The sequence below is a fragment of the Serratia sp. LSHTC3 genome (assembly GCF_057197125.1).
In genome coordinates this window covers 148,627-172,635 of record NZ_JBXUNP010000001.1, presented here as the reverse complement: position 1 = coordinate 172,635, position 24,009 = coordinate 148,627, and the positions used below count along the sequence as shown (strand labels likewise).

Here is a 24,009-nt window from a genome sequence, read left to right as displayed (position 1 = left end):
GACATTGAACATGAGACTTTCCGACCACAGCGCGCTGCCGGCCGCCGTTATCCGGCCCGGCTACGCACGTGAGCGCGTGAAACCGCGCATGGCGCATATCGGCTTCGGCGCGTTTCACCGCGCGCACCAAGCGATGTACGCCGACAGGCTGGCCAGCGAGCACGGCAGTGACTGGGGCTACTGCGAAATCAGCATGCAGCACGGCCGGCAAAAGATCGCCGATCTACGGCAACAGGACCTGCTGTTCTCGGTGGCGGAGATGGACGACGACGGTTGGCGGGGCCGGGTCATCGGCGTGGTGCGCCAGGCGCTGCACCTGCAAACCGACGGGTTGGCGGCGGTGCTGGCGGCCCTGACGCAGCCCGAGATCGCCATCGTCTCGCTGAGCATCAGCGAAAAGGGCTATTGCCACCACCCCGCCAGCGGCCGACTGATGGCGGAACACCCGGCGATCACGCATGATATCGCCCACCCGGCACAGCCGCAGTCGGCGCCGGGGCTGCTGCTGGCGGCGCTGCGCCTGCGCCGTGAACGCGGGCTGCCGCCGTTCGCCGTGATGTCCTGCGATAACATGCCGGCCAACGGCCGGGTCACGCGCCAGGTGCTGGTCGAACTGGCGCAGCGGCAGGATCCGGCGCTGGCCGACTGGGTGCGTCAAGAGGTCGCCTTCCCTTCCACCATGGTGGATCGCATCGTGCCGGCGGTAACGCCGGAGGCCCGCCGGCAGTTGCGCACCTGGCTGGACGGCGTCGAAGATGAGGTCGGCGTAGCCTGCGAGCCGTTCAGCCAGTGGGTCATTGAAGATCGATTTCCCCAGGGGCGCCCGGCCTGGGACAAGGTCGGCGCCGAACTGGTGAGCGACGTGCTGCCGTACGAGGAGATGAAGCTGCGCATGCTGAACGGCAGCCATTCGTTTCTCGCCTACCTCGGCTACCTGGCCGGTTATCAGCACATCGGCGACTGCATGCAGGATGCGGATTTTGTCCGCGCCGCCCGTCACCTGATGCTGGCGGAACAGGCGCCGACCCTGCAGGTGCCGAACGTCGATTTGGCGCAGTATGCCGACTCGCTGCTGCAGCGTTACCGCAATCGCGCGTTGAAACACCGCACCGCGCAGATCGCCATGGACGGCACGCAGAAGCTGCCGCAACGGCTGCTGGACGCGATCCGCTGGCATCTGGCGCGCGGCAGCCGCTTCGACTGCCTGGCGCTGGGCGTCGCCGGCTGGATGCGCTACGTCGGCGGCCGCGATGAACAAGGCGAGCCGATCGCCATCAGCGATCCGCTGCGCGAGCGCCTCGCCGCGTTGGTCGCCGGCAGCGAGGAAGGCCGGCCCCGCGTCCTGGCGCTGCTGCAACTCGACAGCGTCTTCGGCCGCGATCTGCCCGATTCGCCTGACTTCGTCCACGCCGTCAGCCACGCTTATCACCAACTGCTGAGCCTGGGGGCCAACGCCGCTGTCGCCGCTCTGCCGCTTACCGACCGGGAGGTTTCCGATGACCGTCACCACGCATAACGCCGTCAATACCGGCAATCAACCGCTGCTGCGGCGCGTCGCCAGCGCGTCGGCCATCGGCACCGCCGCCGAATACTATGATTTCTTCGCCTACGGCACCGCCGCGGTGCTGTTCTTCGGCCAGCTGTTTTTCCCCAGCGCCGATCCGCTGATCAGCACGCTGGCGGCCTTCGCCACCTACGCGGTCGGTTTCCTGGCGCGCCCGCTGGGCGGCATCGTGTTCGGCCATATCGGCGACAAAGTCGGCCGCAAGAAGGCGCTGGTGATCACCATCCTGATCGTCGGCCTCGGCACCTTTTGCATCGGCCTGCTGCCTACCTATGAGCAGATCGGCATCTGGGCGCCGATCGCGCTGATCTTTATCCGCGTGCTGCAGGGCTTCGGCGTCGGCGGCGAACAGGCCGGCGCGGTGCTGATGACCGCCGAATACGCGCCGCCGCCGCGGCGCGGTTTCTACGCCAGCTGGGTGCAGATCGGCGCGCCGGCCGGTTTCCTGCTGCCGTCCGGGCTGTTCGCGCTGCTGACCGCCGTGCTGTCGCCGGCGCAGATGCTGGACTGGGGCTGGCGCATTCCGTTCCTGCTCAGCCTGCTGCTGGTGCTGGTCGGGCTGTTTATTCGCCTGAAGATCGACGAGTCGCCGGTGTTTACCCAAATCCGCGCCACCAAAGCGGTGGAGAGCCGGCCGGTGGTGGAAGTGGCCCGCCGCTATCCCGGCCTTATCGCCAAAGGGGTGTGCGCCAAGCTGATCGAAGCCTGCGCCTTCGCCATGTTCACCGTGATCGTGCTGGCCTACGGCAAGGCCAACCACCTCAACGAAAGCATTTTGCTGGAGGCGATGATCGTGGCGGTGCTGCTGGAGATTTTCGCCATTCCGCTGATGGGCCGCCTCTCCGATCGGCTGGGGCGCAAACCGGTTTACATCGCCGGCGCGCTGCTGCAGGTGGTGTGCATCGTGCCGTTCTTTATGGCGATCAACCTCGATAATTTCTGGGTGACGCAGATCGCCATGATCGTGGTGCTGACCTTCGGCCACAGCATGTGCTACGCGCCGCAGGCCTCCTACTTCCCGGAGCTGTTCCCCACCCGCGTGCGCTGCAGCGGCATCGCGCTGATCTGGCAGATCGGCTCGCTGATCGGCAGCGGCATTCTCGGGCTGCTGGCGGTGAAGATCCTGCAGGTGACCGGCGGCCATTACTACGGGCTGGCCGGTTACATGATGGTGCTGGGCGTGGTGTCGGCCCTCGGCCTGAGCCTGATGCCGGAAACCGCGCCAGAGCGGCGCAAGCAGGAATATCAGGATTGGCATCACTGAGTTCCCCTGCCTGGCGGGTGGATTTATCCCCCCGCCCTCAACCAATAATCTGCTAGTATGGTGGCATTCGAACTCCAGCCAGATGCCTGATTGTCGCCATGTCTGAAACGTACAGTCTCACCAACAACGTCCCGGTCAACCAGCAGATCTATCGCTTCCTGCGCAAAGATATCGTCGATTGCACCATCCCCCCCGGCACCCTGCTGTCCGAGAAAGAGATCTCCACCCGCTTCAACGTTTCGCGCCAGCCGGTGCGCGAAGCCTTCATCAAGCTGGCGGAGGCCGGCCTGGTGCAGATCCTGCCGCAGCGCGGCACCTTCGTGATGAAGATTTCCGCCAAACGCGTGGCCGACGGGCGCTTTATCCGTCAGGCGGTGGAATGCGCCATCGTGCGCCGCGCGGCCGAGCGCGCCACTCCGGCGCAGCTGATGACGCTGGAGCATAACCTGCACCGTCAAGAGCTGGCGGCGCAGAACGGGCAAACGCGCGAATTTTTGGCGTTGGACGACGAGTTCCACCAGCTGCTGACCCAGTTTGCCGACTGCCCGCTGGCGTGGGAGACCATCGAAACCATCAAGGCCACCATGGATCGGGTGCGTTTCCTCAGCCTGAGCGAAGTCTCGCCGCCGGAGAGCCTGATCAAGCAGCACTACCGCATCTACGAAGCGCTGAAAGCGCGCGATGCCGAGGCGGCGGAGCGCGCCATCCACGATCATCTGCAGGAGATGATCTACTCCATCACCCCGATCGCTCAACAGAATACCGCGTGGTTCGAGATCGAATAATCAATCGCTTAGCGCGCCGGGGGCGATCGCCCCCGCGTATTTGGCCACGCAAATGGCATTTCCTCTCAATCGCATCTATTGTTTGTCCTTGCCGGAGCAAGTTCGGTAGCATCGCTTTACAGCTTCAATCACCGCTTTTTACTGCGCCGGTGGTCAAAAACCCTTGCATTGCCGGTGTATGAAGAAGCTTAATCGGGAGTGAATCATGACTGATATTGTGCAGTTGCTAGGAAAGGAAGCGGAAGATCTGCTGCAACACCGCTGTACCACTATCCCCGCCGAGAATCTCTACCTGCCGGGCGCCGACTTCGTCGACCGCGTAATGATCGATAACAACCGCCCCAACAGCGTGCTGCGTTCGATGCAAACCCTGTTCAACCACGGCCGCCTGGGCGGCACCGGTTATCTGTCTATCCTGCCGGTCGACCAAGGCATCGAGCACTCCGCCGCCGCCTCGTTCGCCGCCAACCCGCTGTATTTCGATCCGAAGAACATCGTCGAGCTGGCGATTGAAGCCGGCTGTAACTGCGTCGCCTCCACCTACGGCGTGCTGGCGTCGGTATCGCGCCGCTATGCGCATAAAATTCCGTTCCTGGTCAAACTCAACCACAACGAAACGCTGAGCTATCCGACCCAGTACGACCAGACCCTGTACGCCAGCGTCGAGCAGGCGTTCAACATGGGGGCAGTGGCGGTCGGCGCCACCATTTACTTTGGTTCAGAGCAGTCGCGCCGCCAGATCGAAGAGATCTCTATCGCCTTTGAGCGCGCGCATGAGCTGGGCATGGTCACCGTGCTGTGGGCCTATCTGCGCAACCCGGCGTTCAACAAAGACGGCGTGGACTACCACTCCAGCGCCGATCTGACCGGCCAGGCCAACCACATCGCCGCCACCATCGGCGCCGACATCGTCAAACAGAAAATGGCGGAAAACAACGGCGGCTACCGCGCGGTGAAATTCGGCTATACCGACGACCGCGTCTACACCAAGCTGACCACCGATCACCCGATCGATCTGGTGCGCTACCAGCTGGCCAACTGCTACATGGGCCGCGCCGGGCTGATCAACTCCGGCGGCGCCGCCGGTGAGAACGATCTGCAGGAATCGGTGCGCACCGCGGTGATCAACAAACGCGCCGGCGGCATGGGCCTGATCCTGGGGCGTAAAGCCTTCAAGAAATCGATGAAAGACGGCGTGGCGCTGATCAACGCCGTGCAAGATGCCTATCTGGACAAGAAGGTCACCATCGCCTGATGTGACGGACCGCCTGTCCCAAAGCCCGGTTCGCCGGGCTTTTTTGTGCCCGCTCCCCTTAACCCGACGCTGCCAACCTTCTCTTTCTTTCACTTTAAACTTTCAAAATAAAATATTTATCTTTCAAATTGTGATCTATTTAAAACAAATAGCCCAACAAAGTGACTACTGTAAGGCCCATGGCGACAGAGCCGCCGTTCGCTCCAGGCCATAACAGTCCATTACAGGAGAACATAATGATTGAGCTAATCACCCACGGCGCCGAGTGGTTTATCGGCCTGTTTCAGAAAGGCGGTGAAGTGTTTGTCGGCATGGTGACCGGCATTTTGCCTTTGTTGATCAGCCTGTTGGTTATCATGAACGCGCTGATCAAATTTGTTGGCCAGGAACGTATCGAACGATTGGCGCAGCGCTGCGCGGGCAACCCCGTCTCGCGTTATCTGCTGCTACCGCTGATCGGCACCTTTGTCTTCTGCAACCCGATGACCCTCAGCCTGGGGCGTTTCATGCCGGAGAAATACAAGCCGAGCTACTACGCGGCGGCCTCCTACAGCTGCCACTCGATGAACGGCCTGTTTCCACACATCAACCCCGGCGAGCTGTTCGTTTACCTCGGCATCGCCAGCGGCCTGACCACCCTCGGCCTGCCGCTCGGCCCGCTGGCGGTGAGCTATTTCCTGGTGGGGCTGTTCACCAACTTCTTCCGCGGCTGGGTTACCGATCTCACCACCAGCCTGTTCGAACGCAAGATGGGCATCCGTCTGGATCGCCAGGTGCAACTTTAATTCGTGGAGTGCAGCATGAGTGCTTATATCCGTATTGAAAAAGGCGCCAGCGGCTGGGGCGGCCCCCTGGAACTGCCTATCGAACCCGGCAAAAAAGTGGTGTACATCACCGCCGGCACCCGGCCTTCCATCGTCGATCGCCTCAGCGAATTGACCGGCTGGCCGGCCGTCGACGGTTTCAAAGAGGGCGAACCGCCGGCGGAAGAGATCGGCGTGGCGGTGATCGACTGCGGCGGCACCCTGCGCTGCGGCCTGTACCCGAAACGCCGCATTCCGACGGTCAATATCCATGCCACCGGTCAGTCCGGCCCGCTGGCGCAGTTTATCCTCGAAGACATCTATGTCTCCGGCGTGCGCGACCACAACATCAACCGAATCGAAGCGGCAGATAGCCAACCCGCCGCCGCCGTTGCCGCGCCGCCCAAGGCGCGCGACTACGACACCAGCAAGAAGATCACCGAGCAAAGCGACGGGCTGCTGGCGAAGGTCGGCATGGGCATGGGATCGGTGGTGGCGGTGTTCTTCCAGGCCGGGCGCGACACTATCGACACCGTGCTGAAGACCATTCTGCCGTTTATGGCATTCGTCTCGGCCTTGATCGGCATCATCATGGCCTCCGGCCTCGGGGACTTTATCGCTCACGGCCTGACGCCGCTGGCCAACAGCCCGATCGGCCTGGTGACGCTGGCGCTGATCTGTTCATTCCCGCTGCTGTCGCCGTTCCTCGGCCCCGGCGCGGTCATCGCCCAGGTGATCGGCGTGCTGGTCGGGGTGCAGATCGGCCTTGGCCATATTCCGCCGCAGCTGGCGCTGCCCGCGCTGTTCGCCATCAACGCGCAGGCCGCCTGCGACTTTATTCCGGTCGGCCTGTCGCTGGCGGAAGCCAAACAGGACACCGTGCGGGTCGGCGTGCCTTCAGTGCTGGTTGGCCGCTTTCTGACCGGCGCGCCGACGGTCCTGATCGCCTGGGCCGCCTCGGCCTTCATTTATCAATAATGTGATCCCCAGGGAGACGTTTATGCACACCATTTTTCACACCACCATCACGCAGATCGGCGGCTGCGCCCGCGACGCGTTGCTGGACAACATGCTGATCACCTTCCGTGAAGGCGCCCCGGCGGATATCGAAGAGTTCTGCTTCATCCACCGCCACGGCGCAACCGCCGGCGAGCTGCAGGTGGGCGGCGTGATGGAACTGGCGCAGCAGCGCTACGCCATCACCGCCGTCGGCAGCGTCGCCACGCAGAATCTGCGCGAGCTGGGCCATATCACCGTGCGCTTCGACGGCGAAGCCGAAGCCGAATTTCCCGGCTCGATCCACGTATCCGGCCCGACGCCGACCGATATCCCGTTGGGCAGCACGCTGTCATTTATCGCATAAGGAGTAGACCATGTCTGAAGTAGCTGTAGTGATTGGCGGCGGCCAAACGTTAGGTGCCTTTTTGAGCCACGGGCTGGCGCAGGCCGGTTATCGGGTGGCGGTGGCCGATCTGAACGCCGACAACGCCAGTCTGGTGGCACAGCAGATCAACGAAGAGTACGGCACAGGCAGCGCCTGCGGTTTTCAGGCCGACGCCACCGACGAGCAGAGCGTGATCGCGCTGGCGGCGGCGGTTGACCGGGCGTTTGGCCAGGCTAATTTGCTGGTGTACAGTGCCGGCATCGCCAAGGCGGCGCCGATCACCGATTTCCCGCTGGGCGACTTCGACCGCTCGCTGCAGGTGAACCTGGTGGGCTATTTCCTCTGCGCCCGCGAGTTCTCGCGCCTGATGATCCGCGACGGCATCGCCGGGCGCATCATCCAGATCAACTCCAAGTCCGGCAAGGTCGGCAGCAAGCACAACTCCGGCTACAGCGCCGCCAAGTTCGGCGGCGTGGGGCTGACGCAGTCGCTGGCGCTCGATCTGGCGGAGTACGGCATCACCGTGCATTCGCTGATGCTCGGCAACCTGCTGAAGTCGCCGATGTTCCAGTCGCTGCTGCCGCAGTACGCGCAAAAACTGGGCATCGCGCCGGATCAGGTGGAGCAGTACTACATCGACAAGGTGCCGCTGAAGCGCGGCTGCGACTACCAGGATGTGCTGAACACCCTGCTGTTCTACGCCAGCGACAAGGCCTCTTACTGCACCGGCCAGTCGATCAACATCACCGGCGGCCAGGTGATGTTCTGACGCCACCGGCGCCCCCTTCCGCGGAAGGGGGCGTAAGGAGAACCCCATGACACAAGCTTTGATCGCCTTCGCGCTGCTGGCCTGGCTGCTGCAAATCGCCTTCGGCTGGTGGCAACTGCAGCGCTTCAACCGCGCCTTCGACGGTTTATGCCGGCTGGGCGCCGTCGGCGTCGGCCGTTCCGGCGGCCGTTTCCGCCCGCGGGTGGTGCTGGCGCTGGCCTTCGACGCCGATCGGCGGGTGTGCGGCAGCCTGTTGCTGCGCGGCCTGACCGTTTTCGCCCGGCCACGCCCGCTGCCTCATTTACACGGGTTGCATCAGCGGGATTTGCGCCCGGATGTGATCTTCCCCGAGGATCGCGCATGCCAGTCTGCACTATCGTTAGCGATTGAACCCAAATCGTGATATTTTCACATTAAAAGACATTACCTTTCATAGTGAATTATTCAGCGAGGGGAAATGCCCAACTCTTGTGAACGGGAATCGCGATGAAACCAAAGCAGCGGCAGGCCGCTATCCTTGAATATCTGCAGCAGCATGGCAAAACGGCAGTGGACGCCCTGGCCGAGCATTTCTCCACTACCGGCACCACCATCCGCAAGGACCTCACCCTGCTGGAAGAAGAAGGCGAGGTGATCCGCACCTACGGCGGCGTGGTGCTCAGCCGCGACGACGGCGATCAGCCGATCGACCGCAAAACCCATATCAACACCGAGAAAAAACGTCAGATCGCCAGCGCCGCCGTGGCGCTGATCGCCGACGGCGACTCGCTGATCTTCGACGCCGGCAGCACGGTGCTGCAGATGGTGCCGCACCTGGCACAGTTCAACAACATCACGGTGATGACCAACAGCCTGACCATCGTCAACGCGCTGGTGGAGCTGGACAACGATCAGACCATCCTGATGCCCGGCGGCACCTACCGCAAGAAGTCGGCCTCGTTCCACGGCAGCCTGGCGGAATCGGCGTTTCAGCAATTCAGCTTCGACAAGCTGTTTATCGGCGCGGACGGCGTCGATCTCAACGCCGGCGTCACCACCTTCAACGAAGTGCACAACGTCAGCAAGGCGATGTGCGAAGCCGCCGGCCGCATTATTCTGTTGGTAGACTCCTCGAAATTCGGCCGCAAGAGCCCGAACGTGGTGTGCGAACTCAGCGCCGTCGATACGCTGATCACCGACCGAGACATCAACCCCGATTATCTCGCCGCCCTACAGGCGAAAGGCATCAATATCCTTCTGGTAGGAGACCCCGATGAGTAACGCCAACGCCCTGCTCGCCTTTGCCCGCGAAACGCTGGAGATCGAGCTGACCGAAGCGCAGCGCCTGCTGGCGCGCCTGGATGACAACTTCGTCTGCGCCTGCGAGCTGCTGCTGAACTGCCGCGGCAAAGCGGTGATTTCCGGCATCGGCAAGTCCGGCCATATCGGCAAGAAGATCGCCGCGTCGCTGGCCAGCACCGGCACGCCGTCGTTCTTCGTGCATCCGGCGGAGGCGCTGCACGGCGATCTCGGCATGATCGGCGCCGATGACGTGGTGGTGTTCATCTCCTATTCCGGCCGCGCCAAAGAGCTGGATCTGATCCTGCCGCTGCTGGCGGAGAACGGCATTCCGGTGATCGCCATCACCGGTGGCAAAGAGTCGCCGCTGGCGCAGGCTGCGGCCTGCGTACTGGATATCGGCGTCGAGCGCGAAGCCTGCCCGATGGGGCTGGCGCCGACCTCCAGCGCGGTCAACACCCTGATGATGGGCGACGCCCTGGCGATGGCGCTGATGCGCCAGCGCGGTTTCAATGCGGAAGACTTCGCCCGCTCGCACCCGGGCGGCAGCCTGGGGGCGCGCCTGTTGAACCGCGTGCATCACCTGATGCGCACCGGCGAACGCCTGCCGCGCGTGAGCGAAAGCGCCAACGTGATGGAAGCGATGCTGGAACTGAGCCGCACCGGGCTCGGGTTGGTGGCGGTGTGCGACGCGCAGCAGCGGGTAGTGGGCGTGTTTACCGACGGCGACCTGCGCCGCTGGCTGGTGAAGGGCAACAGCCTGCAGGATCCGCTCAGCCCGGCGATCACCCGCCCCGGCTATCGGCTGCCGGAGCAGTGGCGCGCCGGCGAAGCGCTGGAAGCGCTGCACGAACAGCACATCAGCGCGGCCCCGGTGGTCAACATGGACGGCGTGCTGGTGGGGGCGCTCAACCTGCACGATCTGCATCAGGCCGGCATCGGCTGATCAACGCCGGGGGCGGCATCGTCAGCGCCCCCGGTCAGATCATTTCCAGTCGGGATTGTTCTCGAACTGCTGCTTAAGCAGCGCTTTCATGTCTTCATCCGGCTTGCCGAGCCACTGGTACTTGGCGTATTTCTTCGGATGATCGACGGCTTCCGGCCGATCTTCCACCTCGACCCGCACGCCCCAGGCCTGGGATTTATCCGCGCTGAACGCCACGATCAAAAAGTTGTTGCCGCAGTCGTGCGGTTTGCACAGATTGCCGACCAGATACTCTTTGCCTTTCCAGTTCAGATTCTGCGCCGGCGTAGAGGTGCCGACGCCCTTACGCGCCCAGCCCGGCATCCGCGCCTGGCCTTTGACCATGTTTTGCCAACTGGCCTGATACCCCGGCTGCTGAATCAAATCCGACGTGGTGACGATCTGCTGGGCAAAGCTGCCCGCGCTGAAGCTGAGCAGTGCGCCGAAGAGGGCGCAACGCAGCGCCTGGTGTCCCGTCATAGTCCTTCTCCCTAGGTTAAATCAGGTTTCGCCCATAAAACCGGGCCTGAACTAGTCAGACCACGGTTGCGGCAAAAAGTTGGCTCACCACCAGGCGTGAAAATGATGCACCGGCCCAATGCCGTGCCCCACTTCCAGCGTATCCGCCTGTTGCAGCGCTTGTTGCAGGTAGTCCTTGGCGGCGGCCACCGTGGCCGCCCAGTCGGCATGGCGCGGGCGCAGCGCCGCCAGCGCGGCCGAGAGCGTGCAGCCGGTGCCGTGGGTATGGCGGGTGGCGACGCGCGGCGCGGTAAAGCGCTGCTCGCCTTCGGCGGTAAACAGCCAGTCCGGGCTCTCGCTTTCGCTCAGGTGGCCGCCCTTCATCAGCACCGCCCGGCAGCCCATCGCCAGCAGCGCCCGCCCCTGCTCGCGCATCTGCGCTTCATCTTCCGCCGGCGCGCACGCCAGCAGCGCCGCCGCTTCCGGCAGGTTCGGCATAATGATCGACACCAGCGGCAACAGCTCGCGCCGGATAGACTCTACCGCCTCCGGCGCCAGTAACGGATCGCCGCTTTTCGCCAGCATCACGGTATCCAGCACCACAAATTCCGGCCGGTAATGGCGCAGACGTTCGGCCACCGCCTGTACGATGTCGGCATTGGCCAGCATGCCGATCTTGACGCTGTCGATGCGCACGTCGCTGAACACCGAGTCCAGCTGCGCGGCGACGAACGCCGGATCGATGTAATACACCGACTGCACGCCGCGGGTATTCTGCGCTACCAGCGCGGTGATCACCGAAGTGCCGTAGGCGCCGAGCGCCGAGAAGGCCTTTAAATCGGCCTGAATGCCGGCGCCGCCGCTGGGATCGGTGCCGGCGATGGTCAGCGCGTTAATACGTTTCATCACAGATCCTCCCCGCGCAGTTGATACAGGGCGTCGAGGAACGCCGGCGTAAAGCTGCCCGGCCCGGCGGCCTGCCTGGCCGCGAGGCCGCCGCAGTGTGACATCACCCGACAGGCGGTCGCCACGTTGTCCAGGCGATCGCCCGGCAGGGCGCAAAACGCCGCCGCCACCGCCGACAGCGCGCAGCCGGTGCCCACCACCCGCGTCATCAGCGGGGAGCCGCCTTCGATCGCCCAGTCGCGTTGGCCGTCGGTGACGTAATCCACCGCGCCGGTGACCGCCACCACCGCGCCGCTGCGCCGCGCCAGCTCACGCGCGGCGGGCAATGCCGCCAAGGAATCGTCGCCGCTGTCCACGCCGCGGCCGCTGGCCAGCAACCCGTTGAGCGCCATGATTTCCGAGGCGTTGCCGCGTATCGCCGCCGGTTGCTCGTCCAGCAGCTGTTTAGCGAAGGCGGTGCGGTAGGAGAGCGCGCCGACCGCCACCGGATCCAGCGTCCAGGGCTTGCCGGCCTGATTGGCGGCGGCCACCGCCGCCCGCATCGATTCGGCGCGCAGCGCGTTGAGGGTACCGACGTTGATCAGCAGGCCGTCGGCCAGCGCGCTGAACTGCGCCGCCTCTTGCGGCTCCACCACCATCGCCGGGGAGGCGCCGAGCGCCAGCAGCACGTTGGCAGTCAGCGATTGCACCACTTCGTTGGTCAGGCAGTGGATCAGCGGAGGCCGCTGTTGGAATTGGGTCAGGCAGGCCGCGGCGCGGGCGCCGGGTAGTGCATCAGGTCGAGCGATCATATTCCTCCCAACCGGCGTTCAAGAAGGCGGCGCCGGTTGAGCGGCCGTGACTTCCCTACGCTGGCATTATCCAGATCAGGTAATACGGGTATTTCTCAGCCTTCACGCGGAAGGGCACCCCGAGTCATGAAAATCAATAGGTTGTGATCAACATTGCGTTAATCCCTGCAGGGGATCATGCCAGCGGCGGCGCGGACAAACAAGCGATTAAATTGGCTCGCGCCTAAGCGATGCTTCCCTCTTTTCCCGCCAGATACAGGCTCAGCACGCCGGGCAGCTCCGCCAGGGTAAACGCCACGTTCTGCGGCGCCGTTTTGAAGATGTGGTGCAAGGTGCCGGCCACCAGGCTTTGCAACAGCCGGGTTTGCTGCAGGATCTCCGCTTCGGCGGTCTCGGGGCGGCGCAGCTGCAGCACTCGGGCGATCAGCGCCAGGAAGCTGGACTTTTCATCCGGCAGGTTCATTTCCCGCATCACCGGCAGGTAGTCGGCGTGCTCGCGCAGGTACTGCGCATAGGGAGAAAACAGTCGCTGGATCACCTCTTCAGCGGAGAGGCGCCTCCACTCGTCGTCGCTGGCCAACGCCATGTCGCGCACCAGCGCCTCGATCGATTCGGTGTGCCGATCCGCCAGCGCCTTGATCACCGCGTGGCGATCGGGGAAAAAGTGATACATCGAGCCGATGGAGGTTTTGGCGTGCTTGGCGAGCCGCTGCATGCTGAGCGCCGCCAGCCCGTCCTGCGCCACGATCGCCGCCGCCGAATCCAGAATGGTTTGTACGCGTTGCCGCCCTCTTTCCTGCTGCGGCTCCCGCCCGGTGATGTGTTCGTCGATTTGCATATTCGTTTCTGCCCGCTGTCATCAACGCATTATACCCATTTGCCGCCGCGAAGGCAGGGTGACACAAAAAACTAGATTAACTCCTCTAGTTTAGAGTAGAGTATTTATTCTAGTTTCTCCTTGCGCAAGCGTGAGGAAGACAAACAGTGACCTCACTCACTGAAAAAGAGTCATTCCATTCGGCCCGTCGACCAAGCCAATCGCCAGAGAACGCCCTATGCCCGACAAAAAACTGCTTATCACCTGCCTGACCGCGCTGCTGCTCACCGGGTGCTCACCGGCACCGTCCATGGTGGTGTTCGGCGCTTCGTTCCCCGACTGGCTGTTTTGCCTGTGCGGCGGCGTGGCGGGCATGGTGGCGATCCACCTGCTGCTGCGCACCCCGGAAAAACGCGCCTGGCTGGCGCCGCAGCTGCTGACGTATCCGGCGCTGACCGCGCTGATCGCCATGCTGACCTGGTTACTGGTTTTCCCCCACTGAGACTGACGCCATGACCCAACCACAAACCTCCAACAAGCGCAGACTGCTGGTGCTTACCCTCCTGGCGTTGACGCTCATCGTGGCCGCCGTCGTCGTCTGGCGGGTGGAAAACGCCCCCACTACCGACGATGCCTACGCCTATGCCGACACCATCGACGTAGTGCCGGAGGTGAACGGCCGCATCGTCGAGATGCCGATCCGCGACAACCAGGAAGTGCGGCAAGGCGATCTGCTGTTCCGCATCGATCCGCGCCCTTACCAGGACGCGCTGGCGGCCAGCGAAGCGCGCCTGATCACGCTGAATGAACAGATCAAACTGACGCAGCGTTCGGTCAACGCGCAGCAGTACAACGCCGAATCGATGAACGCCATCGTCAAACGCTCGCAGGCGCTGGTGGCGCAGGCGACCGACACCCTCAACCGCCGACAGAAGCTGCTCGGCAAGAACTACGTTTCGGCGGAAGAAGTGGAAACCGCCCGCACCTCCCAGCGCTCGGCGCAGGCGGAACTGCAGGCCGCATTGCTGCAGGCGAAACAGGCGGAAGCCGCCGTCAGCGGCGTCGAAGCCCTGGTCGCGCAGCGCGCCGAAGTGCAGGCCGACATCGCCATCGCCAAGCTGAATCTGGAATTTACCGAGGTGCGAGCGCCGTTCGACGGCCGCATCGCCTCCCTGAAAACCACCGTCGGCCAATATGCCTCCAGCGCCAAACCGGTGTTCACGCTGATCGACACCCGCCACTGGTACGTGGTCGCCAACTTCCGCGAAACCGACCTGAAAGGCGTGCATCCCGGCGTGCCGGCCACGCTGTATTTAATGAGCGACGCCGGCCAGACCTTCAGCGGCAAGGTAGAGTCGGTCAGCTACGGCGTGCAGCCCGACGACGGCGGCAGCGTGCTGGGCGGGCTGCCCAACGTGTCGCGCAACATCAACTGGGTGCACGTTTCTCAGCGCTTCCCGGTCAAGATCGCGGTAGAGGCTCCCAACCCGGCGCTGTTCCGCGTGGGCGCTTCGGCGGTGGCCAAGCTGAACCTGCGCCATGAAGAATAAAACGATGTATCGCGGCTGGCTGTCCCAGTTGATCGACGAGCTGCGCCCTTCGGACAGCCGCATAAACCTGGTGATCCGCGCCCTGCTCTCCAGCGCGATCGCCATCGTGATCTCGCAGACGCTGCAGGTACCGTGGCTGGCGCTGTCGCTGATCGCGGTCTTCTTTATCACGCAGTCCAATATCGTGATCACCCGCGCGATCGGTATCCTGTTTTTCGTCAGCTCCACGCTGGCGATCGGCGCCGCTATCCTGGTGCTGAAGTTCACCTACGACTACCCGATGCTGCGCATCTTGCTCTCCAGCGCGCTGTTTTTCCTCAGCGTGTTCCTGATGCGGGTGACCAAGGTTGGGGTGCTGTTCTTCCTGATGGCGCTGGTGGTGATCTACACGCAAAGCTTTGTCGATCTCACTCCGCAGGCGGAAGTGGTGATACGACTGGTGCTGTGGGTATGGGTGGCGATCAACTACGCCATCCTGCTCACCCTGCTCGTTAATACCCTGCTGCTGCCGGCCGAACCGCTGAAACAGCTAAAGGGTCGGATGAACGCGGTGTTGGACGAAACCCGCGCTATGTTGACCAACGGCGGCGAGACGCGCGATCTGAGCGCCATCTCCCAGCACGCCACCGAGCTGCATAAGCTGCTGCGCTTTTCGGTGATGCGCAGCGATCGCTGCCGCGCCAACGAGCCCGGTTATCTGGCGCTGATCACCCTGGTGTTGCAGCTCAATATCCTGGCCTACCAGCTGCCGCCGGCTTTCGGCGCGGCCGCGCGTCAATTGGCGCAAGAGATAGATGCCGCCTGCCGCGCACTGCAAACCGCGATAAGCCACGAAAGCGCACTGCGATTTTCCGTCGCGATCGCCGGCAGCGACGATCCGCAGGTGCCAGCGCCGCTCAATGAAATGGCCAGCCTCCTGCAGGTCTACGCCAACCGCAGCGACTACGCCGACGCCCTGCAGGCCGCGCCGCCGCCGAAAGTGCCCTTCTTTACCCCCGACGCCCTGACCAACCCGGTTTACATCCAGTTTTCGTTGAAAACGCTGCTGACCGTACTGGTCGCCTACGTGTTTTATACCGCCGTCGATTGGTCCGGCATTCATACCATCATGCTGAGCTGCCTGATCGTGGCGCAGCCCAGCCTCGGCGCCACACAGCGGCGGGCGCGGCTGCGTCTCGGCGGCGCGGCGATCGGCAGCCTGCTGGCGCTGATCTCGGTGGTGTGGATCATGCCTCACCTCGACAGCCTCGTCGGCTTGCTGCTGCTGACGCTGCCGGTGATCGCCCTCTCCGCCTGGATCGCCGCCGGCTCCGAGAAAATAAGCTATGCCGGGGTACAGATCCTGTTCACCTTTTCCCTGGCGCTGCTGGAAAGCTTCGGCCCGGTCACCGGGCTGACCGAGATCCGCGATCGCCTGATCGGCATCGTGCTGGGGGTAGGGTTCGCCACCTTCATTCACGCCACGCTGTGGCCGGAATACGAAGGGGAGTCACTGCGGCAGCAGGTTGCCAACGTGCTGCGGGAACTGTCGCGCTTCCTCGGCGGCGAGAACACAAACGCCATCGGCATCTGGCAAAAGATCGAGGGCTGCGAAGCGGTAGTGGCCCGGGTGACGCTGGAGCCAACCTGGCAGCTGGCGGACGATAACCATGAAAGCTTCACCCGGCATATCCAACTGATCTTTAACCAGACGCGCAGCCTGTTGCTGACCAGCGAAAAGCTCAACACCTATCTGGCAGGCAGTGGCGCGGCGCTGTCCGCGCAGGAACGCCAGGCGCTGTTCGAGGTGCAACGTCAGGGCGGGCGCGTTCTCGCCGAGTATGCGGCGCAGCTTTCCCGTGCGCCGCAAGCGTTGCGGGCGCCCGACTTTCATCCACCGTTGGCCGCCCTGCACGCCGACACCGTGCGCCACCTGGCTCAGGAGCTGAGCGACGGGGTCAATCGCCTGCCCGCCTGGGGCGACGCCTAGCATTTTCCGTTTGCGGCCATGCACGCCCGGCGCCATGCGCTATAGTGAGCAAAAACCACCGGGAGATGCCATGCAAATAAGACCTTACCAAGAGGCCGATCGCCCCTTCCTGCGCACGCTGTACCTGGCGTCGCGCAAGGCGGCGTTCGGTTGGCGCGATACCTCGAACTATCAGTTGGAAGATTTCGACCGCGCGACGCTGGGCGAAGCGATTTGGGTGGCGGAAGACGGCGGCGTGCTGCTGGGATTCGTCTCCGTCTACCGCGAAGACAACTTCATTCATAACCTGTATGTCGATCCCCATCAGCCGCCGCGCGGCGTCGGCAGTGCGCTGCTGCAAGCGGCGCAAGCCACCTTCACCGCCACCGGCTCGCTGAAATGCCTGGTGAAAAATGAAAAAGCGCTGGCGTTCTACCGCAAACACGGCTGGCGCATCATCTCCACCGGCAACGACGGCGAAGAAGATTATTACCTGATGCATTCGCCGGCCCGCTAGTTCTTACCCGCCGCATCCGGCATCCCACGCAGCGTCAGCCGCCAAAACAGCAACGCGCTCAGGCTGACGCCGGCCCCCAGCCCGCAGACGCCGCTCCAACCCGCCCAGGCGTACATATGGGTGCCGGCAAAGGCGCCCAGCCCGCTGCCGACGGCGTAAAACAGCATGTAGCAGCCCACCAGCCGGCTATGCGACTGCGGGTGGGCGCTGAAGATCATGCTCTGGTTCAGCACGTGGATCGCCTGGCCCGCCAGATCCAGCAGCACAATGCCCGCCACCAGCCAAACCAGGCCGCTGCCGAGCAAACCGAGCGGCAGCCAGGCCAGCGTCAACAGCAGCAGACACGCGCCGCTGGCCGCCTGCCCCAGCCCGAGATCCGCCAGATGCCCGGCGCGCACCGCCGCCAGCGCGCCCACCGCGCCGACCAGGCCGAACGCTCCCACCGCAGCATGGGTGAAGTTGAACGGCGGCCGGCTCAGCGGCAACACCAGCGAACTCCAAAAGAGGCTGAAAGCGCCGAACATCAGCAGCGCCAGCATGCCGCGAATTTGCAGCGTGCGGTCATGCCGCAACAGGCTCAACATTGAACGCAGCAACGCAGGATAACTCAGCGTGCTGGGCGCGGTGCGCGGCGCAGGCAGCAGGCGCGACAGGATCGGCAGCAGCACCAGCGTCACTCCGGCTGAGAAGAAGTACACCGTGCGCCAGCCGCCGACGTCTGCCAGCGCGCCGGACAGGGTGCGCGCCAGCAGCAGCCCCAACACTACCCCGCCCTGCGCCGCGCCAACCACCCGCCCGCGCTCCTGCGGCGCAGCCAGTGCGGCGGCGAAAGCGATCAGCCCCTGCGTCATGGCGGTGCCCAGTAGCCCTACCAGCAACATCCCCGCCAGCAGCCAGGGCGCGCCGTGCGCCCATCCCACCAGCAGCAGCGCACCGATCAGCCCCAGCTGTTGCCCCGCCAGCAATCGATGCCGGTTCAACCGATCCCCCAACGGCACCACCAACAGCAACGCCAGCGCGCAGCCCAACTGAGTCACGGTGATCACCATGCCGACCGCCGCCAGGCTGATGGAAAAATCGCGGGCGATGGCGTCCAGCAGCGGCTGCGCATAGTAAACGTTGGCCACGCTAAAGGCGCTGGCACCGGCCAACAGCAGCACCAGGGCGGCCGGCAGACGCCCCAGCGCCGCACAGGGAGGATCCAGCAGTTTGTCGCTCATCGCACACCTCAATCTGGTTTCATAATTAAACCCAATGAACTTTAGATGCGGAGGTTTTATAATGCAACCAAAATATGTCGCTGGAGATAACCGCCGTGAAACGTAAAAGCCTGGAAGACGCGCCGTGCCCGGTGGCGCGCACGCTGGATGTGATTGGCGACTGGTGGTCGCTGCTGATCGTGCGCGACGCCTTCGACGGCGTCACCCGTTTCAGCGAGTTTCAAAAAGGGCTGGGGATGGCGAAGAACATTCTTGCCACCCGGCTGCGCGCCCTGGCGACGCACGGCGTGCTGGAGATCGTGCCCGCCGCGGACGGCAGCGCCTATCAGGAGTATGTGCTGACCGAGAAAGGCCGCGCGCTGTTTCCGGTGATCGTTGGCCTGCGCCAGTGGGGGGAAGATCATCTGTTCGCCGAGGGAGAGGCGCACTCAACGCTGGTGGAAAGTGACAGCGGCCGCCCCGTGCCGCGCCTGACACCGATCGGCAGCGCCGGGCAGACGCTCACCCCGCTGAATACCCGGGTGGTGAAGGTGGGGGAACGCTTTGAGCCGTCTTTTAACAATCCCCAATTAGCGATAAAAGAAACACTTCCAACCGAAATCGCCGCACAGATCGACGCCGCATGCAAAGTGCTGACAGAACAACTCGGCGAGAAACTCTTGGGCATCCATCTGTATGGATCCGCGGTCGATGGCGGTCTTAAACCCAACAGCGATATCGACATCTTGGTCGTCATCAGCAAGCCGCTGATGTCAACCACTCGGGCCGCCCTTATGAAAGCTTTGCTGACCGTGTCGGCTCCGCCAGGTGCCGACAGTATTTTTCGCCCGCTGGAAGTCACCGTGCTGGTACAGACCGACATCAAACCCTGGCGCTATCCGCCACGACGTGAGCTACAGTTTGGCGAATGGCTGCGTGAAGAGTTGCTGGTGGGAATTGTCTCCCCCGCCACCTTGGATCCTGATGTGGCGATCCTGCTTACCAAAGCCCGGCAGCATCATCGACATCTGTTCGGCGCCTCCTTTGAACTCCTGTATGACAGCGTCCCTCGCAGCGACTTCATCGCCGCGCTCACCGATACCCTGAGTCAATGGAACGAGCCTGATGACTGGCATGGCGACGAATGCAACATTGTGCTGGCGCTGGCGCGCATCTGGTTCAGCGCGGCGACCGGTCGGATCGCCCCCAAAGATGTGGCCGCCGAATGGCTGCTGGAACACTTGCCATCTGAACACCAGCCGGTACTCAGCACCGCGCGGCGAATTTATCTCGGACAAGCGATAGATGATCTGCCTCAGCATCAGCAGCCGTTGGCAGCATTCATCGGCTATGCCAAAACGACGATCGCAAGTCTATTGACGACAACAGCATCGCAATAAGACGCAAGCCTGTCGACACCACTTATTGATGCAGGGACGGATTTTGTTCATGGCCGCCGCCCCCTGCATGATTCGCTTCGCAGCGTCATCCGGGTAATGTATAGTCCGCGTTTTACGGAGAACCCATGCTGACTAACTCATCCATTCGTCTGAACAAATACATTAGCGAGAGCGGCATCTGCTCACGCCGCGACGCCGATCGATACATCGAACAGGGCAACGTTTTCATCAACGGTAAACGCGCCACCGTTGGCGCCCAGGTATTTGCCGGCGATGTCGTGAAGGTTAACGGTCAGCTGATCGAACCGCGCAATGAAGAAGATCTGGTGCTGATCGCGCTGAACAAACCGGTCGGCATCGTCACCACCACCGAAGACGGCGAGCGCGACAACATCGCCGACTTCGTCAACCACAGCAAACGTATCTTCCCGATCGGCCGTTTGGATAAGGATTCGCAGGGGCTGATCTTTCTGACCAACCACGGCGATCTGGTCAACAAGATCCTGCGCGCCGGCAACAATCACGAGAAAGAGTATCTGGTGACGGTCAACAAGCCGGTGACCGACGAGTTTATTCGCGGCATGGGCGCCGGCGTGCCGATGCTGGGCACGGTGACCAAAAAGTGCAAGGTGAAGAAAGAGGCGCCGTTCGTGTTCCGCATCACGCTGGTGCAGGGGCTGAATCGCCAGATCCGCCGCATGTGCGAACACTTCGGCTACGAGGTCACCAAGCTGGAACGCACGCGCATCATGAACGTCAGCCTGAAAAGGTTGCCGCTGGGCGAGTGGCGCGATCTGACCGATGACGAGCTGATTGAACTGTTCAAGCTGATTGAAGGCTCTTCATCCGAGGCCAAGCCGGCGAAGAAGGCCCCGGCCAAATCCGCCGCGGCGAAAAAGCCGAGCGCCGGCGGGCCGAAAAGCGCCGACAAAGCCGCTGCGCCGGCCGGCCGCAAGCGCTTTACCCAGCCGGGGCGCAAGAAAAAAGGGCGTTAAACGCCTTCCCCCGTTCAGCCCGCCGTTGCGCGGGCTTTTTTATCGTGAAAGTCAGCCACAGGCCGCCACAGAGTTCTCACCATAAAAAAGGCCCGCATCAAGCGGGCCCGTCGGTACCAGAGAAGTCTAGAGGGAAAATCAGAACGACCAGCGCAGGTTGGCGTTGACCGAATTAACGCGGGTATCGGCGCCGAATTGCCCCTGATAGCCGACATCCAGCGTCGCAGCGCGCGACAGCTTCACGCTCACGCCGATATCGCCCACCATCACGTTGTCATCCACGGCCTGGCCCTGCGTGACGAACGCGTCGCTGCCGGCAAACGCCATGCGCGATGAGGTGTTCTTATCGCCGTAGGCATGCTGCCAGCCGAGCGAGCCGTAGAGGCTGACGTTCTTCGGCAGTTCGGTCACGCCGCGCACCCCGAGCGTGGAGTAGAAGGTGTTCATCGTTTCATTGCGCACGCTCAGCGCCGCCGCGCCACCCGACTCCTGGAAGCTATCGGTATGCAGGCGGATGTAGCTCAGGTTGATGAACGGTTCGACGTTCATCTCCGGCTGGCCGAAACGGTAACCCGCTTCGGTGAACGCCAGCAGCGAGTTGGCGTCGTAATCCGACTTCAGCCGATCCGAGAAGCCGCTGAAATCGACGTTGCGCTTGCCTTCAATCTTGTGCCAGGTGTAACCCAACGCGCCGCGCAGCGAGAACGCATCCTGCTGCCCGGCCGCATACAGGCCAAGGTGGTAGTTGTCGGTATCGGCTTTGGAGCGGCGGCTGTCGACATCATAGTCGCCGCGGCTGTAACCGAAGTAGCCGCCGATGCGCACGTTATGGTCCGCCAGTTTGCGATCCGCCCCCAACAGGAAGCCGGTGGTGTTGCCATCCAGCTTGCCCACGTTGCCGTTGCCGCTGTTTCGGCTCCAGGAACTGAAGGTCTGCCCCCAGACGCCGCTGTTTTGCGCCGGCGCCGGTTGCACCAGCGACATCGCCAACGGCGGTACCGGCAGACTGTCGTTGTCGAACAGGCGCAGCATGCGATGGTTCAGCACATTGAACAGCTGGGTGCTGCCGGCGATCAGGTTAGACTGCATCGACGGATAGACTTCGCCGGATAGCTGATTGAACGCCTCGCGCGCTTCCGGCGCGCTCAGCAGCAGCAGCGAGTTGTACAGCGCCAGCGAAGGTCCGCTCTGCGTCAGCGTCGAGAGCGCGCCAGCGGTATTCCACTGGTTGCCGCTCTCGGCCACCGTTTGGAAAATGCCCGGCTTGCCGTTGCCTGGATTCTCGCCCCCCGGATTTTCCCCGCCTGGGTTTTCTCCGCCCGGGTTCTCGCCCCCAGGATTCTCACCGCCCGGGTTTTCTCCGCCCGGGTTCTCGCCCCCAGGATTCTCACCGCCCGGGTTTTCCCCGCCCGGATTCTCGCCTCCTGGATTCTCACCACCCGGATTTTCACCGCCCGTATCTTTCTGCGCGATGGTCAGATCCACGGCGTTGGCGCTGTGGTTCAGCGCCACATCGAGGAAGGCAGACTTGGAGACCGCCGACGCGAACTGGCCGTCAATGCCGCCGTCCGAGGTCAGAATGCGGTAGCTTTGGCCGGTTTTATAGCTGGTTTGCGGATCCAGCGCCGTCACCTGCACTTTGGCCTGATCGCTGATGGTGGTTTTGCCCGCCACCAGCAGCTGGTCGCTGCGGCCGTCGCCGGCGATATCAACGTCGTAGAAGGATTCGCCGATAAAGTTCAGGTAGCGTTTCAGCGTCAACGTGCCGATATTGCCGTCGCCGGGCGAGATATGGCCGCCGGACTGGATCTCGGTCTGGCCCAGCGTGCCGTTGCCGCCCAGCGTGCCGCCGGCCTTGATCGACGCGGCGCTGCTGTAGCCCAGTCCGTTATTGACGTCGGTACCCGCCGTCGCGTTCAGGATCAGCGTGCCGCCGTTCTCGGCGCCGAGGGTTTGGATCTCGAAGATGTCGTCTTCTTTCTGGGTATTGATGTCGCTGGCGATGATGAGCTTACCGCCGCGCGCGGTGACGTTCGCCTGCAGCTCAGAGAGATCGCCGTTCAGCGTCGTGTGCCCGGCGCTGTTGATCACCTCGCCTTCGCCGCTCATCTTGTTGCTGAAAACGTAATTGCCGTCGGTATGGTTAAAGTACACATAGCTGCGGAACAATCCGCCCCGCAGGGCGATCGACGTCTGGGCATCGATGGCTCCAGCAGCGCCCGCCGCGCCAAGCGTCGGCTCGGTCAACCCGGTGCCGGTGTCCATATTGCCGCGGCTGCCGATAATCAGCGCGCCGCGGTTCGAGCCGGAACCGGTCTTGCCCAGCACCACTTCGTTGCCGCCGGCGGAGAATGTCCCGCCGTCCATGACCGCCAACACGCCGTTGCCGTAATCGCCGACGTTGACGCTGCTGCCGCTGGTAAACCGTGAGCCGTTGCCGGCGACCACCAGCTCAGCGGTTTTACGCGCGCCCGAGACACCCGCCACCTGGATGTTGCCGACATTGACCGCAGCGCCGTTCAGCACGTCCAGATCGCCGTACAGCGTGAGCGCGCGGCCGACGTTCCACTGGGAATTAGCCCCCGTGATCGTGGCTTTCGGGCTCAGCGTATCGGTCTCACCCGGCCCGCTGCCATTGCCGATGCGCGCGTCAAAGGCGGTGTTCAGCACCGCGCCGTCTTCGATCGCCAGCGTGGATCGTGCCCCTAAATCGGTGCCGACACTGAGAAAATTGCTGGTGACGCGAGAACCGGCGCCGGTGGCGATCAGGTGGCTATCGTAGCCACGGGTGGTGCCGACCACGATCTCTTTCGCGCTGGCCAGCGCGCCGTCTTCAACCCGCAGCGTGCCCCGCCCCAGATTCAGGCCGCCGCGCAGCACGAACTGATCGTTCACCGCGTTCAGCTCGGCGTTCGGCCCACGAACCGTGACCACGCTGTCGTGAATTTGGCCGTTGAACATCCGGCCGATATTGATGTTATAGGCGCTGATCTTGCCATTCTCGATCAGCAAGTTGCCGCTTTGATTACGGCCGACGTAAACGTCCCCGGTGTAGGCCAATGATTCGGTAATTTTTGAGTCGCCGTCAAAAATGGCATCGTCTGCGCGAGCGAGATCGGCGGGCGCCAGCATCAACAACGGCGCGGAAAATAGAGCGAGGTAAAGTTTGGAAAGCGGTGTTCTAACCGCTAAAGGGTGCGATGTTTTGTCATTCACGGGCTATCTCCGTACTCGTTAGCGTGATGTCGCGAAATTTATTGTTATAGGGAACTCAATACACTAGAGGAGAAGTGAGGCGTTATTTCGCGCACGCCGGTTTAGTGATCGTCGAAGCAAAAGCTTATTGCCCCCCGGCGCTGAC

23 protein-coding genes, 1 pseudogene and 1 riboswitch are annotated in these 24,009 nt (G+C 63.0%); of the genes and pseudogenes, 18 read left to right on the top strand and 6 right to left on the bottom strand.

Annotated elements, in window-relative coordinates; translation table 11 throughout:
• The first annotated feature begins 10 nt into the window (after window positions 1-10).
• From AC2CGI_RS00860 to gutQ, 11 genes are all read left to right on the top strand, one after another.
• A complete protein-coding gene (locus AC2CGI_RS00860; protein WP_076741106.1) occupies window positions 11-1,516 on the top strand; it encodes a mannitol dehydrogenase family protein in 1,506 nt (501 codons plus the stop codon).
• Complete coding sequence (locus AC2CGI_RS00855) at window positions 1,497-2,828, top strand: MFS transporter (protein WP_048325252.1); 1,332 nt, start codon at window positions 1,497-1,499, stop codon at window positions 2,826-2,828. Before AC2CGI_RS00860 ends, AC2CGI_RS00855 begins: the two co-directional genes overlap by 20 nt.
• A 98-nt stretch (window positions 2,829-2,926) precedes the next feature.
• The gene (locus AC2CGI_RS00850; protein WP_021504437.1) at window positions 2,927-3,613 is read left to right on the top strand and encodes a GntR family transcriptional regulator; all 687 of its coding nucleotides are present in this window, start codon (window positions 2,927-2,929) and stop codon (window positions 3,611-3,613) included.
• A gap of 205 nt (window positions 3,614-3,818) precedes the next feature.
• A complete protein-coding gene (fbaB, locus tag AC2CGI_RS00845) occupies window positions 3,819-4,868 on the top strand; it encodes a class I fructose-bisphosphate aldolase (protein WP_015378749.1) in 1,050 nt (349 codons plus the stop codon).
• A gap of 236 nt (window positions 4,869-5,104) precedes the next feature.
• Window positions 5,105-5,653 carry a PTS glucitol/sorbitol transporter subunit IIC gene (srlA, locus tag AC2CGI_RS00840; protein WP_004941528.1) on the top strand — a complete coding sequence of 183 codons (549 nt, stop codon included), beginning with the start codon at window positions 5,105-5,107 and terminating at the stop codon, window positions 5,651-5,653.
• Window positions 5,654-5,668: 15 nt separating this feature from the next.
• Entirely contained in the window at window positions 5,669-6,649 is a 981-nt protein-coding gene (srlE, locus tag AC2CGI_RS00835) for a PTS glucitol/sorbitol transporter subunit IIB (RefSeq protein WP_015378750.1), read from the top strand.
• A 22-nt stretch (window positions 6,650-6,671) separates the two neighbouring features.
• Window positions 6,672-7,034, top strand: coding sequence for a PTS glucitol/sorbitol transporter subunit IIA (gene srlB, locus AC2CGI_RS00830; protein WP_004941520.1), 363 nt, complete (start codon window positions 6,672-6,674; stop codon window positions 7,032-7,034).
• Between the two features lie 10 nt (window positions 7,035-7,044).
• Window positions 7,045-7,824 (top strand): sorbitol-6-phosphate dehydrogenase, encoded by a 780-nt coding sequence (srlD, locus tag AC2CGI_RS00825; protein WP_015378751.1) that lies wholly within the window; start codon window positions 7,045-7,047, stop codon window positions 7,822-7,824.
• A gap of 46 nt (window positions 7,825-7,870) precedes the next feature.
• Window positions 7,871-8,227, top strand: coding sequence for a transcriptional regulator GutM (gutM, locus tag AC2CGI_RS00820; protein WP_004941515.1), 357 nt, complete (start codon window positions 7,871-7,873; stop codon window positions 8,225-8,227).
• Between the two features lie 83 nt (window positions 8,228-8,310).
• The gene (gene srlR, locus AC2CGI_RS00815; RefSeq protein WP_076741105.1) at window positions 8,311-9,084 is read left to right on the top strand and encodes a glucitol operon DNA-binding transcriptional repressor SrlR; all 774 of its coding nucleotides are present in this window, start codon (window positions 8,311-8,313) and stop codon (window positions 9,082-9,084) included.
• Complete coding sequence (gene gutQ / locus AC2CGI_RS00810; protein WP_076741104.1) at window positions 9,077-10,048, top strand: arabinose-5-phosphate isomerase GutQ; 972 nt, start codon at window positions 9,077-9,079, stop codon at window positions 10,046-10,048. The genes srlR and gutQ overlap by 8 nt, the downstream gene beginning before the upstream one ends.
• Window positions 10,049-10,087: 39 nt before the next feature.
• On the opposite strand, the gene AC2CGI_RS00805 is transcribed toward gutQ, so the two are convergent.
• The 4 genes from AC2CGI_RS00805 to AC2CGI_RS00790 form a co-directional block, all read right to left on the bottom strand.
• Window positions 10,088-10,546, bottom strand: coding sequence for an inhibitor of vertebrate lysozyme family protein (locus AC2CGI_RS00805; RefSeq protein ID WP_021504441.1), 459 nt, complete (start codon window positions 10,544-10,546; stop codon window positions 10,088-10,090).
• Between the two features lie 84 nt (window positions 10,547-10,630).
• Window positions 10,631-11,431 (bottom strand): bifunctional hydroxymethylpyrimidine kinase/phosphomethylpyrimidine kinase, encoded by an 801-nt coding sequence (gene thiD, locus AC2CGI_RS00800; RefSeq protein WP_076741103.1) that lies wholly within the window; start codon window positions 11,429-11,431, stop codon window positions 10,631-10,633.
• A complete protein-coding gene (gene thiM / locus AC2CGI_RS00795; protein ID WP_015378755.1) occupies window positions 11,431-12,222 on the bottom strand; it encodes a hydroxyethylthiazole kinase in 792 nt (263 codons plus the stop codon). The genes thiD and thiM overlap by 1 nt, the downstream gene beginning before the upstream one ends.
• Before the next feature lie 35 nt (window positions 12,223-12,257).
• A riboswitch (TPP riboswitch) is annotated at window positions 12,258-12,354 on the bottom strand.
• 91 nt (window positions 12,355-12,445) lie between these two features.
• Window positions 12,446-13,060, bottom strand: a complete 615-nt coding sequence (locus tag AC2CGI_RS00790; RefSeq protein ID WP_004941499.1) for a TetR/AcrR family transcriptional regulator — start codon at window positions 13,058-13,060, stop codon at window positions 12,446-12,448.
• Window positions 13,061-13,277: 217 nt separating this feature from the next.
• Between AC2CGI_RS00790 and AC2CGI_RS00785 the strand changes: the two genes are divergently transcribed.
• From AC2CGI_RS00785 to AC2CGI_RS00770, 4 genes are all read left to right on the top strand, one after another.
• The gene (locus AC2CGI_RS00785; protein ID WP_004941494.1) at window positions 13,278-13,541 is read left to right on the top strand and encodes a YtcA family lipoprotein; all 264 of its coding nucleotides are present in this window, start codon (window positions 13,278-13,280) and stop codon (window positions 13,539-13,541) included.
• Between the two features lie 10 nt (window positions 13,542-13,551).
• Window positions 13,552-14,589, top strand: coding sequence for a multidrug transporter subunit MdtN (gene mdtN, locus AC2CGI_RS00780; RefSeq protein ID WP_004941492.1), 1,038 nt, complete (start codon window positions 13,552-13,554; stop codon window positions 14,587-14,589).
• Window positions 14,579-16,558, top strand: a complete 1,980-nt coding sequence (locus tag AC2CGI_RS00775) for an FUSC family protein (RefSeq protein WP_242517249.1) — start codon at window positions 14,579-14,581, stop codon at window positions 16,556-16,558. The genes mdtN and AC2CGI_RS00775 overlap by 11 nt, the downstream gene beginning before the upstream one ends.
• A gap of 70 nt (window positions 16,559-16,628) precedes the next feature.
• On the top strand, window positions 16,629-17,054 hold the full coding sequence (locus AC2CGI_RS00770) for a GNAT family N-acetyltransferase (RefSeq protein ID WP_015378759.1): 426 nt from the start codon (window positions 16,629-16,631) through the stop codon (window positions 17,052-17,054).
• Here AC2CGI_RS00770 and AC2CGI_RS00765 read toward each other — a convergent pair.
• Window positions 17,051-18,274 (bottom strand): MFS transporter, encoded by a 1,224-nt coding sequence (locus AC2CGI_RS00765; protein WP_076741101.1) that lies wholly within the window; start codon window positions 18,272-18,274, stop codon window positions 17,051-17,053. The genes AC2CGI_RS00770 and AC2CGI_RS00765 overlap by 4 nt on opposite strands.
• Before the next feature lie 95 nt (window positions 18,275-18,369).
• Between AC2CGI_RS00765 and AC2CGI_RS00760 the strand changes: the two are divergent.
• The 3 genes and pseudogenes from AC2CGI_RS00760 to rluF form a co-directional block, all read left to right on the top strand.
• A pseudogene (locus AC2CGI_RS00760) lies at window positions 18,370-18,807 on the top strand (winged helix-turn-helix transcriptional regulator); the annotation flags it as partial.
• Between the two features lie 42 nt (window positions 18,808-18,849).
• Window positions 18,850-19,653 carry an aminoglycoside adenylyltransferase family protein gene (locus AC2CGI_RS00755; protein WP_370456107.1) on the top strand — a complete coding sequence of 268 codons (804 nt, stop codon included), beginning with the start codon at window positions 18,850-18,852 and terminating at the stop codon, window positions 19,651-19,653.
• A gap of 125 nt (window positions 19,654-19,778) precedes the next feature.
• Window positions 19,779-20,648, top strand: a complete 870-nt coding sequence (gene rluF, locus AC2CGI_RS00750) for a 23S rRNA pseudouridine(2604) synthase RluF (protein ID WP_076741099.1) — start codon at window positions 19,779-19,781, stop codon at window positions 20,646-20,648.
• Between the two features lie 138 nt (window positions 20,649-20,786).
• On the opposite strand, the gene AC2CGI_RS00745 is transcribed toward rluF, so the two are convergent.
• Window positions 20,787-23,864, bottom strand: a complete 3,078-nt coding sequence (locus AC2CGI_RS00745) for an autotransporter outer membrane beta-barrel domain-containing protein (protein ID WP_076741098.1) — start codon at window positions 23,862-23,864, stop codon at window positions 20,787-20,789.
• Window positions 23,865-24,009: the final 145 nt, after the last annotated feature.

Excerpts from the sequence above, each read along its gene's own strand:
- mdtN (WP_004941492.1), top strand. The coding sequence starts at position 13,552 with ATGACCCAACCACAAACCTCCAACAAGCGCAGACTGCTGGTGCTTACC.
- AC2CGI_RS00775 (WP_242517249.1), top strand. The coding sequence starts at position 14,579 with ATGAAGAATAAAACGATGTATCGCGGCTGGCTGTCCCAGTTGATCGAC.
- AC2CGI_RS00770 (WP_015378759.1), top strand. The coding sequence starts at position 16,629 with ATGCAAATAAGACCTTACCAAGAGGCCGATCGCCCCTTCCTGCGCACG.
- srlR (WP_076741105.1), top strand. The coding sequence starts at position 8,311 with ATGAAACCAAAGCAGCGGCAGGCCGCTATCCTTGAATATCTGCAGCAG.
- thiD (WP_076741103.1), bottom strand. The coding sequence starts at position 11,431 with ATGAAACGTATTAACGCGCTGACCATCGCCGGCACCGATCCCAGCGGC.
- srlB (WP_004941520.1), top strand. The coding sequence starts at position 6,672 with ATGCACACCATTTTTCACACCACCATCACGCAGATCGGCGGCTGCGCC.
- AC2CGI_RS00790 (WP_004941499.1), bottom strand. The coding sequence starts at position 13,060 with ATGCAAATCGACGAACACATCACCGGGCGGGAGCCGCAGCAGGAAAGA.
- srlA (WP_004941528.1), top strand. The coding sequence starts at position 5,105 with ATGATTGAGCTAATCACCCACGGCGCCGAGTGGTTTATCGGCCTGTTT.
- srlE (WP_015378750.1), top strand. The coding sequence starts at position 5,669 with ATGAGTGCTTATATCCGTATTGAAAAAGGCGCCAGCGGCTGGGGCGGC.
- AC2CGI_RS00860 (WP_076741106.1), top strand. The coding sequence starts at position 11 with ATGAGACTTTCCGACCACAGCGCGCTGCCGGCCGCCGTTATCCGGCCC.
- thiM (WP_015378755.1), bottom strand. The coding sequence starts at position 12,222 with ATGATCGCTCGACCTGATGCACTACCCGGCGCCCGCGCCGCGGCCTGC.
- gutM (WP_004941515.1), top strand. The coding sequence starts at position 7,871 with ATGACACAAGCTTTGATCGCCTTCGCGCTGCTGGCCTGGCTGCTGCAA.
- srlD (WP_015378751.1), top strand. The coding sequence starts at position 7,045 with ATGTCTGAAGTAGCTGTAGTGATTGGCGGCGGCCAAACGTTAGGTGCC.
- AC2CGI_RS00850 (WP_021504437.1), top strand. The coding sequence starts at position 2,927 with ATGTCTGAAACGTACAGTCTCACCAACAACGTCCCGGTCAACCAGCAG.
- AC2CGI_RS00765 (WP_076741101.1), bottom strand. The coding sequence starts at position 18,274 with ATGAGCGACAAACTGCTGGATCCTCCCTGTGCGGCGCTGGGGCGTCTG.
- gutQ (WP_076741104.1), top strand. The coding sequence starts at position 9,077 with ATGAGTAACGCCAACGCCCTGCTCGCCTTTGCCCGCGAAACGCTGGAG.
- AC2CGI_RS00805 (WP_021504441.1), bottom strand. The coding sequence starts at position 10,546 with ATGACGGGACACCAGGCGCTGCGTTGCGCCCTCTTCGGCGCACTGCTC.
- rluF (WP_076741099.1), top strand. The coding sequence starts at position 19,779 with ATGCTGACTAACTCATCCATTCGTCTGAACAAATACATTAGCGAGAGC.
- AC2CGI_RS00855 (WP_048325252.1), top strand. The coding sequence starts at position 1,497 with ATGACCGTCACCACGCATAACGCCGTCAATACCGGCAATCAACCGCTG.
- fbaB (WP_015378749.1), top strand. The coding sequence starts at position 3,819 with ATGACTGATATTGTGCAGTTGCTAGGAAAGGAAGCGGAAGATCTGCTG.
- AC2CGI_RS00785 (WP_004941494.1), top strand. The coding sequence starts at position 13,278 with ATGCCCGACAAAAAACTGCTTATCACCTGCCTGACCGCGCTGCTGCTC.